The organism is Nostoc sp. GT001 (genome assembly GCF_030382115.1).
Lineage (GTDB): Bacteria > Cyanobacteriota > Cyanobacteriia > Cyanobacteriales > Nostocaceae > Nostoc.
Map to the genome: position 1 here is coordinate 5242130 of NZ_JAUDRJ010000003.1, position 16146 is coordinate 5258275.

The following is a 16146-nucleotide window of genomic DNA, read 5'->3' on the forward strand; positions in this document are numbered from 1 at the left end:
CAAACATCCAAGATATGAATGCCTAAAATTGCAAATGGCTAGTGAGAGTCAAAGCAAAAAATAAACCTTGGGTTGAATTTTCGATCCAAGGTTTAGTTATGAAATAGGGAATAGGAGAAAGATGGAGTGTAACTAATTCCCAATGTCCCTTTCTCAATGCCCCATTCAATATTCAATTACCAAGGTAAAACAGATGGCTAAATCAAAAGAACCAAAAGAGAAAAAAGAGCAAAAATTGCAACCGCCACAACAACAAGAAACACCAGGTGTTGAATCAGAAATGACACCAAAACCCAAAGCTGATGATGCTCAGTATCGGGGTAGTGGCAAGTTACAAGATAAAGTAGCATTGATTACGGGTGCAGATAGTGGGATTGGTCGTGCTGTTGCGATCGCATTTGCCAAAGAAGGTGCAGATGTGGCAATCCTTTACCTTAATGAACACGATGATGCCAAAGAAACAAAACATTTGGTAGAAAAACAAGGTCGTCGTGCAGTAACAATTGCAGGTGATATTGGCAATGAAACCTTTTGTCAGCAAGCCATACAACAAACGGTTGGTGAGTTTGGTAAACTAGATATTCTCGTCAACAACGCTGCTGAACAACATCCAAAAGAAAGTATTGAAGAAATTACCGAAGAACAATTAGAGCGAACTTTCCGCACTAATATCTTCTCAATGTTTTTCATGACTAAGGCTGCACTCAAGTATTTGCAAGCGGGCAGTGCTATTATCAATACCACATCGGTAACAGCTTATAAAGGTAGTCCACAACTACTAGATTACTCTTCTACAAAAGGTGCGATCGTTGCTTTCACTCGCTCCTTATCAAAAAATTTGGTATCCAAAGGAATTCGCGTTAATGCTGTCGCACCAGGGCCAATTTGGACACCTTTAATTCCCTCAACTTTTCCTGAAGAGAAAGTTGAAACCTTTGGGAAACAAGTGCCAATGGAAAGAGCCGGACAACCAGAAGAAGTTGCTCCTAGCTACGTATATTTAGCTTCTGATGATGGTTCTTATGTCTCTGGACAAGTGTTACATGTCAATGGTGGAGATGTTGTGAATGGGTGAGTACAATAGTTAGGAGTTATGAGTGAGGAGTTAGAAATTAAGAGTTATAAATAATATATTTTAAACTTACAACTGTTAACTCCTAACTCTAAACTTATAACTCTTAACTGTTAACTCCTAACTCTTAACTCTACCTTCATGGTCATCCATTGGAGGGATGATCTAATGTTGAAATATTGATAACCTGTCTAACAGCGTACATTTAAGAAATAATAACTACGTTTATGGCATCTCTTACACCACTGAAAGGCACAGAACTAGTAGATTGTGCTAGAGCAAATGCCCAGCAAGGAATTGAAACTGCTGCTTATCAATGTGGCTATGGTCAAGACCTCAACACATTTGCCAGAGAACTTAGACAAGCTTGTGAAGAAATGAATTTACAAGTTAAGGAACTCAGCGGATTGATTACTGACCAGGACATGATCCTGCAATTGGGTACTGGTGAAATTGTTGCTCCAGATACAGAATCAGAATTGTAAAAGTTAAGTTAGTCATTTGTCATTTGTCTTTTGTCATTTGTAGTGTGTTATTCACTAATGACTAATACTTCGACTACGCTCAGTACAAGTGACTAATGACTAATGACTCTTTTCATAACTTTAAAATTACCCGCGCCAAATTGAAATAAATCAAAACACCTACTACATCAACTGCTGTGGTAATAAATGGTGCTGACATTAATGCCGGATCTAAACGCAGATAGCGAAATAGAAATGGTAGTGCTGAACCGGAGATCGAAGCCAAAATAGAAATAGCCACCAAACTAGTGCCTACAGCGATCGCTACTTCTAATCGTCCTTGCAGAAAATAAGCCCAGACAGTAGCGATCGTACCTAACATTCCTCCTAATAATGCCCCTGCGATCGCTTCCCGCCCGATTACCTGCAATGCACCAAGCGATCGGATTTCATCGGTATTCATCCCACGAATCACCACTGTGGAAGATTGAGCGCCTACATTACCCCCAGTACCAGTCAACAAGGGGATAAAGGCCGTCAGTGTGACAACTTTTGCTAAAATATCTTCTTGCGACTTAATAATTGTGCCTGTGACGGTATTGGTTATAAGTAAGACCAATAACCAGACAACCCGCTTCCGAGCAATTTCCAGCAAATTCATTTGAAAATAGTTGTCGCCCCCCGACTGCACACCACCACCCAAGGCATAGATATCTTCGGTGGTTTCTTGTTGCAAAATATCAATCACATCATCGACGGTGACAATACCTACTAAACGCTGTTCTCGATCTACCACAGGCACAGCCAGAAAGTCATATCTTTGGATTAATCTCGTGACTTCTTCCTGATCTGTATCAGTGTGGACGAATATCACATCACGCGTCATAATCTCGCCAATAATTTGCTCAGGCTGAGACGTTACTAATTCCCGCAACGATACAATCCCCGTCAAGCGCCTTGCCGCATCCATGACATAAAGATAATAAATCATCTCACTGGCATTAGCTAAGTTGCGAATTCGCTCTAGAGCTTGAGATACTGTAAAGTTTTCTTTCAGTGAGATTAACTCTAGCGTCATAATTCGTCCAGCAGTATCAGCTTCATAACCCAATAGTTGGGCTGTAGCTTGGCGTTCTGCTGGACTCAGTTGTTCTAGCAAGCGATTGACGACTTTTGCTGGTAATTCATCAAATAACCTAGCTCGGTCATCCGACGACATTTGATCGACAATATCGCGGACTTCCTGGCTTTTAAGTTCTTCAATTAACCGTTCTTGAACACTGTAGTCGAGATATTCATAAACTTCGATCGCCTCATCCTTAGAAAGCAAGCGAAAAGCCAAAGCGTGCATCGCTTCTGGCAAACCCTCAATCGCCTCGGCGATATCCGCAGGCTGCACGGGTACGAGAATAGATTTTGCTCCCTGCAAGTCTCCTGCTTCTAGGAGCATTTGTAGCTGAGTCCGCACTAAATCTCGCAATTCCCTGCGTGAGAGATTCTGGATGGTAGAGTTTAAATTGTTTGTCTCAGTCAAAGTCCACTTTCCTCAGCCAGTTTGAACAAGGTTGCTGCCCCTAGTCTAGGGGAAAGTGGGATGTGCAACGTCAAACTTGTAATTTTTCTGACTAGGAGTAGATTGAAAACTTTTGTAAATGAACGAAAGAGTAAGATTTCGGACGTTGACAATTCTTTGCGTTCAGCGATATCACGGTGTCTCGTTAGCGTAGCCTCTTGTAGAGAAGATAAACTTTGACATCCTCACCGAGCTAAAGGCGCTCTTAAGAAGGAGTAATGAGTAATAAGTAACAAGTAATGAGTAAATACCCATTTTTCATCCACTATGAAACTCATTACTCCTTACTCATTACTTTAAAGCATTGCGTGAAGCCTTAGGATTCAGACCCAAATATGTGGTCACATAGCGATTTGCAGGATAATGCACCCATAACAAGGGTACTCAAAAAGTACGATTATTTCTGAATTCAGTAACTTGTGTTCCCTAGCTTAAATGCATGACTAGTCAGGCTCTTGCCAAGTTTTCTGTTCCACTAATTTTAGATTATTACTATATTTCTGCTGGTTCTGGTAATCAAGTAATAGTCAAGATGAAATATAGATAAATATTAATTTTTTAAATCTTTAAATATTACAATTTTTCTTTATCAATTTTTTATACAGTTAATAAATATGTAGATAAAACATATTAATTATCCGGTACTTTGGCAAATTTTATTTAAACATCATCAAAACTTTTATATTCCTTTAAAAAAGGATATATTAATGTGAATATTTAAACAAAATTCCATAAACAAGATAGACATAACACCGCGCTCTATTGTCAAATATGTAGAAGTCAAAGAATACTTAAGTAATCTATGTAAAGTTATTGCATTTGACTAATTACGCATGTATTTGCTTTCTTGAGCATTGCTTGTCTGACGGAATATGCATCTGCACATTAGTGAAATTTAGAAGGTCTCAATAATTCAGTAATTTTTTGAAAGAAAACAAAGACTAATATCTTCCTCAACTAATTATTCATAATTAGCAATTACTGAATATATATTTATAGGTTAAATCAATGATTAGCTTATTATTATGTTTATATCAAGCTTTATGATGCATTATTTGTTGAAATATTCAATGTAAAACTAATCCTGAAACATTAATCATGGCATCAAATCAAAACTTATCAACATCTGTAAGCCCAGTAATTACTACTAAATCATCTCTAGAAAGCATTGACCAGGGACAAACCAGCATTTCTGCTCGGTCTAGCCTAATCTCTCAAGGAGATGGACTAAAGGCAGAGTATTACGACAACATCGACTTCACCAATCTCAAGCAAACTCGCATAGATCCGACGGTGAACTTTAACTGGGGCGCTGGTTCTCCCGATCCGTCGATTGGTGTAGATACCTTCTCAGCGCGCTGGACAGGTCAGCTAGAAGCCAAGTACAGCGAAACTTATAACTTTTACACCACTAGTGATGATGGTGTGCGACTGTGGGTAAATGGTCAACAAATTATCAATAAGTTTGTCGATCAACCTGCCACACTATCTACCGGCTCAATCGCTCTGGTTGCAGGTCAAAAATACGATATTAAACTTGAGTACTACGAAAATAAATCCAATGCCGTTTCTCAACTGGCTTGGTCAAGCACTTCTCAGGCAAAGGAAATCATTCCTCAGTCCCAACTGTATAGTAATGTCAGCACACCTAGTAGTGGTAGTAGTGGCAACGGACTCAAAGGAGAGTACTACGACAACATCGACTTCACCAATCTCAAGCAAACTCGCATAGATCCGACGGTGAACTTTAACTGGGGCGCTGGTTCTCCCGATCCGTCGATTGGTGTAGATACCTTCTCAGCGCGCTGGACAGGTCAGCTAGAAGCCAAGTACAGCGAAACTTATAACTTTTACACCACTAGTGATGATGGTGTGCGACTGTGGGTAAATAGTCAACAAATTATCAATAAGTTTGTCGATCAACCTGCCACACTATCTACTGGCTCAATCGCCCTGGTTGCAGGTCAAAAATACGATATTAAACTTGAGTACTACGAAAATAAATCCAATGCCGTTTCTCAACTGGCTTGGTCAAGCACTTCTCAGGCAAAGGAAATCATTCCTCAGTCCCAACTGTATAGTAATGTCAGCACACTTGGTAGTGGCAATGGACTCAAAGGAGAGTACTACGACAACATCGACTTCACTAACCTAAAGGTAACTACTACAAATCCGACGGTGAACTTTAATTGGGGCGCTAATTCTCCCGCTCCGTCGATTGAAGCAGATACCTTCTCAGCGCGCTGGACAGGTCAGGTAGAAGCCAAGTACAGCGAAACTTATAACTTTTACACCACTGCTGATGATGGTGTGCGACTGTGGGTGAATGGTCAACAAATCATCAATCAGTTTATCGATCAACCTGCCACCGAATCCAGTGGCTCGATCGCACTAGTTGCAGGTCAGAAGTACGATATTAAACTTGAGTACTACGAAAATAAAAACAATGCCGTTTCTCAACTGCGTTGGTCAAGCGCCTCTCAGGTGAAAGAAATCATTCCTCAGTCTCAACTTTATTCACCAGTTCTTCAGACCGCTATCACATTAGGATCGTCTTCGATGACTGTGAACGAAGGCAGTGATAGTGTTACCGTTAAAATACTTAGAACTGGAGATTTAAGTAGTACATCCTCAATCAAGTATGCAACTATAGCTAATACTGCCACAAAAGGAGTTGACTATGGGAGTGAAGGCATTGAAAGTGCTGGAACACTGACTTTTGCGGCGGGAGAAAGCAGCACGCAGGTATCCATTCCGATCAATGATGATTCCTCGATAGAAGCAGATGAAACCTTTAATTTTGTCATCGATCAGGCAGAGGGGGCAACACTCGGAGTTCAAAGAACTCTCGCAATTACGATTCAAGACAACGATCGCTCCGGACTCGATTTCAGTCAGCCAGTAGTTAATGAGGGTGACGGCACTGCTAAGGTGATAGTTACACGGGGCAATGCTTCGGCGGCTGCTAGCGTGAACTACATAACCCAAGATGGGACTGCTAAAGCTGGATCTGACTACCAGGCTGTATCTGGAAGCTTGAGTTTTGTAGTTGGACAAACCAGCAACACTATTGTTATCCCCATTCTTAATGACAGTATTGGGGAATCAAATGAAACATTTGCTTTAAAGTTCAGTAACGCAGTTGGAGTGCAGCTCACTAATCAAGAAACAAGTATCAGTATTATTGATAATGACTCTGGTAACTTTGCTTTAGATACGGTAGTTTCTGGTTTGAATCAACCCACAGCTTTTGAATGGGCACCTGATGGTAACAGCATGTTCATTGCCCAGAAAAATGGGGTAGTGCGAGTCACGAAAAACGGTACCTTATTAGCTACACCATTTACTGATATTCGCGGACAAGTAAATGATACGCGCGATCGCGGTCTGTTAGGCATTGCTGTACATCCAGATTTTGGCAAAAGTCCAAACGGCAACAACTATGTTTACCTGTTGTATACCTACGATCCACCAGAAACTAATACAAGCAATTCTAAGAACAATCCCAATAGCACATTAGACGATCCTGACCAGAATGGGAATCGGACTGCACGGCTAAGTCGCTTTACAGCCGACCCCAACACTAATTACACTACTGCGATCGCTGGCAGCGAAGTTGTACTACTCGGCACAAATGGCACTTGGGCGAATATTGTCAAGCCAGATGGAAATAGTACAAATGTCACACTTGGCTATGCACCATCAGGAATTCTCAACAGAGATACTGGTAAGCCGTTTACCAGCTTGCAGGATTATCTCAATAATCTCGATAAAGTCCAAAATGTCCAGAATTTTATAGCTAATGATAGTGAATCTCACTCAGTTGGTTCTGTGCGTTTTGGTACTGATGGCTCTCTGTTTGTGAGCTTAGGAGATGGTACTTCCTACAATGGAGTAGACCCCAGAGCAATTCGCGTCCAGGATAAGAATAATCTATCCGGCAAGATTCTGCGGATTGACCCGATTACTGGTAAAGGCTTATCAAGCAATCCTTTCTACAACGGTGACGCCAATAGCAATATTTCCAAAGTTTATGACTTGGGTCTGCGTAACCCCTTCCGTTTCACAATTGATAAAAAGACCAATACCCCTGTAATTGGCGATGTTGGCTTAGGTACTTACGAAGAGGTCAATATCGGAAAACCAGGAGCTAACTTTGGCTGGCCATTCTATGAAGGTGGCCTTGATGCAAATGGTAATGTCGTCAGTCTGAAACAACCAGTCTACGCTAATTTAGATGCAGCAAAAGCCTTCTATAATAGTGGCTCATCTGTTACAGAACCACTGTACACTTACAAGCATTCTGGTTCTAATTCGATCCTTGTGGGTGACTTTTACACAGGTAATACTTTCCCTTCAATCTATCAAGGTGCCTTATTCATTGGTGATTTCAGTCAAGGAACTATCGATGCTTTGATATTAGATAGTCAAGGTAAAGTTACCTCAGTTAAGCGGTTTGCTTCCACAGCAGACAGACCTAATCTAGGACTGCCTACACAAATCACCACTGGTCCTGATGGTAATCTGTATTACGCAAACTTGATCGGAGGCGAGATCGATCGCTTCCGACCTGTTTAGAGATGACTTGAAGGAGGCAGAAGGCAGGAAATAAACTCTTGATGTCTGATTTTGACTCCTGTACTTTATACTTCATCTAGTTGAAAACTGCTGTATCAGTTATCAGTGAACAGTCCTCTAACTGTTCACTGATTTTGCTCAAGATAACTTTGTCAGAAATCCCAAGAATTTTTTGGTATTTGATGTTAAAAGTGTTCGACGATAAGCATCAGCGGCTTTTTTAATCGCTTCGGCTTGAGTGGGATAAGGATGAATTACACTGCTTAACTTGCTCAAACCGAGCTTATTCACCATTGCCGTAGTCACTTCTGAAATCATCTCCCCCGCGTGACTAGCGACAATAGTTGCACCGATAATTTCATCAGACCCCTTTTTATGGTGGATTTTGAGAAATCCTAACTCTTCACCATCTGCGATCGCTCGGTCTACACTATTAAAAGGTATCTTAATTGTCGTCACCTCAATACCCAATTTCTGCGCTTCGTGTTCGTATAACCCTACGTGAGCAATTTCTGGGTCAGTATAAGTTACCCAAGGCATCACCAAACTACTGAGTTTCGAGCGTCCTATGCCAAAGGGAGAAAACAGGGTATTTTTAATTACAATCCGCGCCGCTGCATCAGCAGCATGGGTAAACTTCCAGTTCATGCAGATATCGCCAGCTGCATAAATTTTGGGATTGGTCGTCTGGAGGTAATCATTTACCTTTACGCCTTGGTGCTTGTCATATTCTACACCCACAGCTTCTAAATTTAGATTTTCGACATTTGGCGATCGCCCCGCACCGACTAAAATTTCATCGACTGTCACCGAATCTCGATGACCGTTGGAGGAAAAGTAAAGCCGTTTCCCTTCGGTGACAGTTACCACTTCTTCCAATTTGGAATTCAGCACTACGCGAATTCCTTCGTTAATCAAAACTTTTTGGAGAATTTTAGCCGCTTCAGCGTCTTCTTTGTTCAGGAGATGAGAACCGCTATGGAAAAGCACCACCTCAGAACCCAAGCGCCGGAAAGCTTGCGCCAATTCGCAACCAATGGGGCCACCGCCAATCACCGCCAAACGTTCCGGTCGTTGAATCAGAGAAAAAACCGTCTCATTAGTTAGATAACCCGCCTGTTCAATTCCCGGAATTGACAGTTGTGCAGCTCTTGCGCCAGTAGCAATTACAGCCTTTTTAAACTTGAGGGTTTTGTCGCCAACTTCCACGGTATTTTTACTTGCAAATCGACCGCTACCCAAAAAGACATCGACACCCAACTTTTTAAACCGTTCCGCCGAGTCATTAGGGCTGATATCAGCCCTGATTCGCCGCATCCTGTCCATGACTTTGGGAAAATCAACATCTATATTATGTTGGGGAATATTAACTCCCAAATCTTTAGCATTCCAGATTTCGCCAACAACGCGGGCAGAGCGAATAATAGTTTTAGATGGTACGCAACCAACATTTAAGCAATCTCCACCCATGAGATGCTTTTCAATTAACGCCACTTTTAAACCCAAATCCAGACCCGCAGCACCCGCTGCCACCACTAATCCTGCTGTACCAGCACCAATTACTACCAAGTCGTAAACATCGGCAGGTTGAGGATTAACCCAATTTGGCGGATGGACGTAAGACACCAACTTTTGGTTATACTCGTCAATTGGGCGAACTGTGACTCTCTCTAAATCTGAATTGGTCATTGGCAGAACCTCTTTTAAAATTAAGAATCCCGATTAATTTAGGCGGCTCAGTCTTTTATTTTTATGCTTGTCTAATAAGGAATACAGCCTTTGAATTGTTTTGTCCGTTTGGGAATTGACAGATACGATTGAACCTTTCCTGTTTCAAATCTCGTTTTCAGCCTCCGCCTGGAAATGCTTCTCCTGGCGGCAGAGCCGCCAGCAAGGGAGGCGGAGCCTCTAGAACGGCATCCCCAGTCTGAGACTGGGAACGAGACAAATTGACAGATATGATTGAAGCTTTTCTGTATAAACGTTTCAGCAATCAATAATTTACAGAAATTTGCAGTTTAATAGACCACAGTAGGGTAGCACAACTGTCCACCTCTACAATTCCTCTTCTAAAGCTTTGCGGGCAATCCGGGTTACATAAACTGTAACGGCGACTGTCGCAATCAAACCCAAGATGCGAATTGCCCATTGTAAAGTTGGGTTGGTAGGTTGAGTCTCAGTCCCAATCATCGCCAGATTACCTGCAAGGGAACCAATATAAACGTACATGATGGTTCCAGGAATCATCCCTAGAGAGCCGATGAAGTAATCTTGAAGTGAAACTCCCGTGATGCCAAAGGCATAGTTGAGCAAATTGAAAGGAAATATGGGAGACAGTCGCGTTAACAGGACAATTTTTAATCCTTCTTTACCTACCGCTTGGTCAATGGCGGCAAATTTTTTGTTATCTGCAATTTTACCAGCAACCCAACCCCTTGCTAAATAACGTCCGACGAGGAAAGCAGCGGTAGCGCCAAGGGTTGCACCGATAAACACGTAGAGAGAACCCCAAACTGCGCCAAAAATTACACCAGCCCCCAAAGTGAGAATAGAACCAGGGAAAAAAGCAACGGTAGCGACAATATAAATAGCAATAAAAGCTATGGCTCCTAACGCACCTAGGCTTTCAATCCACTGCAAGGCTTCGCGTAAAATTGCTTGGGGATTGAAAGAATTTGAATTTGCCAATTCTTGTGCCAAAGCCGGGTCTGTGTTTAATGAGAAACTACTTGCCAATATTATTAATATTAATGCGCAGAGGTTAAAAAACTTCTGGAAGTTTCTGGCATCAATACTTTTAACACTTCGGCTTCGCTCACTGTTAAAGCCGAGCGGAGTCGTTCGCGTAGCGTCTCGCAGAGAGGCTTTAAATATCTGAATGATTGTTAGTTTTTTCATGGGTTGTGATTTCTTCTACTGCCACACTTTGAGCTAATGCTTTCTGAGCAATTTTTGTGATATACACAGTCACAGCAACGGTAGCAATCAACCCAACTACTCGCATTATCCATTGCCAGATTTGAGTTTCTGGAGTAATTGGTTGATGAGAGGTGTTAATCATGGCAAGATTCCCAGCTAAAGAACCAATATAAACGTACATTACACTACCGGGAATAATGCCGAAGGAACCTAATATATAGTCTTTGAGAGAAACCTGTGTTACTCCAAATGCATAATTTAATAAATTGAAGGGAAAGATAGGAGAGAGACGAGTTAGCAAAACAATTTTCCATCCCTCTTTGGAAACTGCTAAATCAATCGCTTTAAATTTAGGATGTTTTTCCATTTGTCGAGAAACCCAATCCCGTGACAGGTAGCGTCCAATAATAAAAGCCAAGGTTGCTCCAATTGTTGCAGCAATTAGCACATATATTGATCCCCAAAATACACCAAACAGACAACCACCTTTGAGGGTTAGAAGAGAACCCGGTATAAACAGTAATGTTGCCAAGTTGTAAATAACTATGTAGGCGATAGGCCCTAAAACACCCAAACTTTCAACCCAAATGACTAAAGTTTGTAAAAGTCCCTGAAAGTTTAACTGTTTAGCAGCAATTATGAAAGTGACAGCGAGGCAACTTAGGAGTAGTAGTTTGAGTTTGGAATTTAATAAACGCTTGTTCATTTTTATAAATTTGACCTTCTAAGGCTCGACGTTGACCTTTTGAGGCTCAACTTTGACCTTCGGAGGCTCAACTTTGACCTTCTGAGGCTCGACGTTGACCTTCTGAGGCTCAACTTTGACCTTCTGAGGCTCAATGTTGACTTTTTGAGGCTCAACTTTGACCTTCTGAGGCTCAATGTTGACTTTTTGAGGCTCAACTTTGACCTTCTGAGGCTTGACGTTGACCTTCTGAGGCTCAACTTTAAAATTTACACCTCAAATCCAATGCCCCTAAGATATACTACCCACATGAGAAACAGCTTAAAGCCTCTTAAATTTTTCTCGGCGATACCAGCTACAAATTCGCTCAGGTGAAACACCGAGCAAATAAGCAATAATTACTATTTGATTGAGTAGCGTAGTTTTCAATACTCCCTTTTGCAACCATCTACGGGCTGAGGTGACAACTGGTGTAGGAATAATTACAACGTGTCCGATGCCTTTTAAACGACGCATGAGTTCAAAATCTTCCATGATAGGCAATTCGGGAAAGCCACCTATTTGCTGAAATACTTCCTTAGTTAAAAAAATTGCTTGGTCGCCATAGGGAATTTGGTAAAAATGCGATCGCACATTTACCCCCCACTCTACCCATCGTAAACTTAAAAGTGACGCATCAATCCGCAACTTAAAAGCACCAGCCACAATCCCAGGCTGTTGTAATGCCGTGCGAATCATCTCATCAAACCCAGTTGGCAAACGGGTATCTGCATGGAGAAATAACAGAATTTCGCCGCTAGCCGCTACAGCACCCGCGTTCATTTGCACAGCACGACCGGGAGATGATGAGATAACTTTGACATTTAAAGACTGAGCGATCGCTACAGTATCATCACTAGAGCCACCATCGACTACAATGACTTCTATATTTAGATTGGCTTGAGTAGTAGCAATAGCTTTTTTAATATTCCCCGCTTCATTAATAGCCGGAATAATAATCGAAATTTTAGCAGCGTCAATACTCTCACTCATGATTGCTGAGTTTGCTTTTCCGGTTGGTCAGGAAACGAACACTCTACCGTTACCTTCAGATTACTTTCAGCCGTGCCTTTAGTTATGTAAGGTATACCTGCTTCACCGCCAACTTTGATCCCAAATTCTAAAGTGAGTTTATCAATATTGGCAACAGGGATTTTCTTAAAAGCATTCAGTGAATAAACAGTGTAAGCCCGAATTGTACCTTCAATTGCTTGGAAATTTTGGACTATTTGCTTTTGTGCAGCATCAGCATCCCATCCCTTATCAATTAGTGCTTCTTCTTCTCCCTCCGGGGAAACTTCGGTAATCACTGGCGGAGCATCTACATTATTTGTAGCCTCAATGTCAATAATCGTGCCATCTTCTAATTGAATAGGTGTGAGTTGAGTCATGAGATAATCTCGCCTAAAAGAATTGCGTCTAAGAGGATGTTTGAAAAGTCTTCTTCTCGGTAGCAAAACGTTCTAGATCCCCCTAAATCCCCCTTAAAAAGGGGGACTTTGAGAGCTTTTTGCCCCCCTTTTTAAGGGGGGTTGGGGGGATCAAAAGGCTGTGGCGCAACTCTAGAAGACTTGTGTGTACACCGTAGCCTTTTTAAGGGGGGTTAGGGGGGATCAATAAGTACAAAGATACAGCAAACCACTTTTCAAACAACCTCTAAAATAGCCCAGTTGTGCTTATCTACAAAATTTTACGGAAAATGCGGTAAATTTCTTGTAGAAGCTGGAAATAATTCGGCATAACTATCATAGGGCTTTGCAGGATGAGTCGAGACGCTTTGGTGGTGGGAATTAATACGTATGACCGCTTAAAATGTCTCAACGCACCAGCTGCCGATGGTGAAGCGATCGCTCAAATCTTACAACAATATGGGGAGTTTCGGGTAACGCGGCTACCAGCAGTCAAAGATAAGGAAAATGAGACGATTCGCATTGGTAAGCAAACTAAAGTTAGTTTAACTCAGTTAGAAAAAGCGATCGTCCAATTGTTTAAGCCAGATGGTAAGCCACCTGACACAGCACTGCTGTATTTTTCTGGTCATGGATTGCGGAAAAATCTGGGGATTCAGGAAGGCTTTTTAGCAACGAGTGAAGTCAACCCCGATGCGGGTAATTGGGGATTCTCTTTGCAATGGCTGCGGCGACTGCTGCAAGAAAGTGAAGTCAGACAACAAATTGTGATTTTGGATTGCTGTTATAGCGGAGAAGTGCTAAATTTTGCAGAGGCAGATCCAGGCGATCGCGGTAAAGGTAGAGACAGGTGTTTTATTGCGGCTTCTCGTGATTTTGAAGTAGTTTTTGAAGAGATTAACAGCCAACACAGCGTTCTCACTGCTGCACTGCTTCAAGGTTTGGAACCAAAACAAGACCGTTGGGTGAGTAACTACACCTTAGTAGACTTATACCAATTCTATGTGAGGCTGCATAGAAGCGTAAAATAGAGAGCAGGAAAGAATCAAGACTAGAAGTAAACGACGGCACGCCCTTAGCCCATCGTAGATATTGCCCTAGAGATAACCTAATTGTTTCTTCTACCTGAGTTAGCAGTTTGATTTGAAATTTGGTGCTTTTGTATAACCCGCTCAATCTGGCAAGTTACCGCATCTATTCTATGTTTAACTTTATCAAAGTCAATATTCACCCAAATATAGGCTTTATCAGGTTTTTGCTGTTTATAGCTCATATATTGCTTTACTTGTCAAGATATTTTGTTATATCTATACAATATATACATCTCAACTTCTAAACTACTTTCTCTAGATATATAAGTAAATATGCTTAATATTTACTTAAGGTTTGCTCGCAATCCGATTTAATTTTTAAACTTATTTGCGTGCTACTCAAAGTACAGTGCAAGCGCCATAGGCAGGTAATAGGGAATCAGGCTTTTCAAAGTTTTTCACCCAATCAAATAGAGTCCTATAGCTCCTAGAAGTTTAATAAAACAGTGATTTGATTAATATGGGCGCAGATTATTATCTATCTATTGAAAGAGACGCGATATTTCGCGCCTCTAAGAACTAAAATCAAAATTCTAAGTGTTAGCTTAAATCTTTGTTTGTAGATATTGCACCAACTGCGGTGCTTGCATCACTCCCTCTATCCTATCCACAGGCTTACCCTGCTTAAACAGTACTAAGGTTGGAAGAGATGCAATTTTATACTCAGTAGCCAAATCTGTGTATTTTTCTGTGTCGATTTTGACAATCCTTAAGCGATCCTTAAGTTGGGCATTGACTTGCTCTAAAATTGGCACCATCATTTGACAGGGACCACACCAGTCAGCATAAAAATCTACTAATACAGGTACATCAGAAGCAGACAGCATCTCTTCAAAGCTGTTGAATTGCTTTTTAGTTGCCATGTGACACACACCGATTTTCAATTGTTTGTTTCAATAGTAATTCTTAGAAAATAAAATAGGTATAGGTTCATGGGTTTTTGTTGGGAAAAGATTAAATTAGTTAATATAGAACGATTTAGTAACCCAAAATATTAAATTATTATAATAAAATAGGTATTTTTTTGAGGTTGTGCATCCGCATTAAATATGTATTTAAACCTATCCTGACTAACCAAATAATTATAAAGGCGTTCACGAGAGTGATATCTACGAAGGGTCTAGCTGCAACACTTTCTAGTCTATCCAGCCAGGTGAATATATTGCTTCAAGTTATTCATCTATTCACAGAGAAATAACTATAGATATTTAATTATAGTAAAACGTTAATTCGTGTTATTCGAGTTATATAGCAATCCTATTTGATTTGTCAGAATTGCAACCCGCGTCCCCGACAACTTTTATCAAGTCGGGATCTTATTTCTGCGCATTTGATTCAGGATACCTGTATCTAGCTAAATACGACATATAACTTTATCTATTAGCTATCTAATTTGGAGCATGACAGCAAGATTGTCATCCCGCAAGAGTGGGATTTTACTCAGACAATATTCAGATGTTCCCGAAATCACCATAAGATAATTAGCGCGGTATTTCTAAGATTGAGGAACATTAAATGACACTATTACAAGATAAAGTCGCAATTGTCACAGGTGCATCACGAGGAATTGGCCGCGCGATCGCAATTGAATTAGCTTCACGAGGAGCGATCGCAGTTGTTAATTATGCCAGTTCTAGTGCTGCGGCTGAAGCAGTTGTTACAGAAATTACAAGTGCGGGAGGTCAAGCGATCGCGATCCAAGCAGACGTTTCTAAAGGCGATCAAGTAGACGCACTAGTTAACACCGTTATGGAAAAGTTTAAGCGTGTGGATATTTTGGTCAATAATGCCGGAATTACGCGCGACACACTGCTTTTGCGTTTGAAGCCAGAAGATTGGCAAGCTGTAATAGACCTTAACCTAACTGGTGTTTTCTTATGTACACGCGCCGCCAGTAAAATCATGCTGAAGCAGCGATCGGGGCGGATTATCAATATTACCTCCGTTGCTGGGCAAATGGGCAACCCAGGTCAGTCAAACTATAGCGCCGCCAAAGCAGGTGTAATCGGCTTTACCAAAAGCGTTGCCAAAGAACTAGCTACTCGTGGGATCACCGTTAACGCCGTCGCACCTGGATTCATCACCACCGACATGACCAGCGATCTCAACAACCCCGAAGATATTCTGAAATACATCCCACTCGGTCGCTTCGGTCAACCTGAAGAAGTTGCTGGGATGGTGCGTTTCCTCGCTGCCGATCCCGCCGCCGCTTACGTCACCGGACAAGTCTTTAACGTCGATGGCGGCATGGTAATGGCTTAAATAGTTGAGCTAAATAATTGAGGGGTAGCGATTTTCGTAGTTGGCGCTTTAGCG

At 41.4% G+C, this 16146-nt stretch carries 13 protein-coding genes; 5 read left to right on the forward strand and 8 right to left on the reverse strand.

Features of this window, described 5'->3' with window-relative positions:
• Nucleotides 1–193 precede the first annotated feature (193 nt).
• Together QUD05_RS25075 and QUD05_RS25080 are read left to right on the forward strand one after the other, a co-directional pair.
• On the forward strand, nt 194–1075 hold the full coding sequence (locus QUD05_RS25075) for an SDR family oxidoreductase (protein WP_289798457.1): 882 nt from the start codon (nt 194–196) through the stop codon (nt 1073–1075).
• Between the two features lie 224 nt (nt 1076–1299).
• Nucleotides 1300–1557 carry a hypothetical protein gene (locus QUD05_RS25080; protein WP_289798458.1) on the forward strand — a complete coding sequence of 86 codons (258 nt, stop codon included), beginning with the start codon at nt 1300–1302 and terminating at the stop codon, nt 1555–1557.
• Nucleotides 1558–1669: 112 nt separating this feature from the next.
• Here QUD05_RS25080 and mgtE read toward each other — a convergent pair whose 3' ends face one another.
• Nucleotides 1670–3070, reverse strand: coding sequence for a magnesium transporter (mgtE, locus tag QUD05_RS25085; protein ID WP_289798459.1), 1401 nt, complete (start codon nt 3068–3070; stop codon nt 1670–1672).
• A 1137-nt stretch (nt 3071–4207) separates the two neighbouring features.
• On the opposite strand from mgtE, the gene QUD05_RS25090 reads away from it, so the two are divergent.
• Nucleotides 4208–7687, forward strand: coding sequence for a PA14 domain-containing protein (locus tag QUD05_RS25090; RefSeq protein ID WP_289798460.1), 3480 nt, complete (start codon nt 4208–4210; stop codon nt 7685–7687).
• Between the two features lie 138 nt (nt 7688–7825).
• Here QUD05_RS25090 and QUD05_RS25095 read toward each other — a convergent pair whose 3' ends face one another.
• The 5 genes from QUD05_RS25095 to QUD05_RS25115 all read right to left on the reverse strand — a co-directional run bounded on the left by QUD05_RS25095 (nt 7826) and on the right by QUD05_RS25115 (nt 12721).
• Nucleotides 7826–9376 carry a mercuric reductase gene (locus QUD05_RS25095; RefSeq protein ID WP_289798461.1) on the reverse strand — a complete coding sequence of 517 codons (1551 nt, stop codon included), beginning with the start codon at nt 9374–9376 and terminating at the stop codon, nt 7826–7828.
• A 366-nt stretch (nt 9377–9742) separates the two neighbouring features.
• Entirely contained in the window at nt 9743–10585 is an 843-nt protein-coding gene (locus tag QUD05_RS25100) for a TVP38/TMEM64 family protein (protein ID WP_289798462.1), read from the reverse strand.
• Nucleotides 10554–11312 (reverse strand): TVP38/TMEM64 family protein, encoded by a 759-nt coding sequence (locus QUD05_RS25105; protein ID WP_289798463.1) that lies wholly within the window; start codon nt 11310–11312, stop codon nt 10554–10556. Before QUD05_RS25105 ends, QUD05_RS25100 begins: the two co-directional genes overlap by 32 nt.
• Before the next feature lie 300 nt (nt 11313–11612).
• Nucleotides 11613–12323 carry a TIGR04283 family arsenosugar biosynthesis glycosyltransferase gene (locus QUD05_RS25110; RefSeq protein WP_289798464.1) on the reverse strand — a complete coding sequence of 237 codons (711 nt, stop codon included), beginning with the start codon at nt 12321–12323 and terminating at the stop codon, nt 11613–11615.
• On the reverse strand, nt 12320–12721 hold the full coding sequence (locus QUD05_RS25115; RefSeq protein WP_289798465.1) for a CU044_2847 family protein: 402 nt from the start codon (nt 12719–12721) through the stop codon (nt 12320–12322). Before QUD05_RS25115 ends, QUD05_RS25110 begins: the two co-directional genes overlap by 4 nt.
• Before the next feature lie 371 nt (nt 12722–13092).
• Here QUD05_RS25115 and QUD05_RS25120 point away from each other — a divergent pair, with 371 nt between their 5' ends.
• Nucleotides 13093–13770, forward strand: a complete 678-nt coding sequence (locus tag QUD05_RS25120) for a caspase family protein (protein WP_289798466.1) — start codon at nt 13093–13095, stop codon at nt 13768–13770.
• A 77-nt stretch (nt 13771–13847) separates the two neighbouring features.
• Here QUD05_RS25120 and QUD05_RS25125 read toward each other — a convergent pair whose 3' ends face one another.
• Together QUD05_RS25125 and trxA are read right to left on the reverse strand one after the other, a co-directional pair.
• On the reverse strand, nt 13848–14012 hold the full coding sequence (locus QUD05_RS25125) for a hypothetical protein (protein WP_289798467.1): 165 nt from the start codon (nt 14010–14012) through the stop codon (nt 13848–13850).
• A 363-nt stretch (nt 14013–14375) separates the two neighbouring features.
• Nucleotides 14376–14693 (reverse strand): thioredoxin, encoded by a 318-nt coding sequence (gene trxA, locus QUD05_RS25130; protein WP_289798468.1) that lies wholly within the window; start codon nt 14691–14693, stop codon nt 14376–14378.
• A gap of 652 nt (nt 14694–15345) precedes the next feature.
• Here trxA and fabG point away from each other — a divergent pair.
• Entirely contained in the window at nt 15346–16092 is a 747-nt protein-coding gene (gene fabG / locus QUD05_RS25135) for a 3-oxoacyl-[acyl-carrier-protein] reductase (RefSeq protein WP_289798469.1), read from the forward strand.
• Nucleotides 16093–16146: the final 54 nt, after the last annotated feature.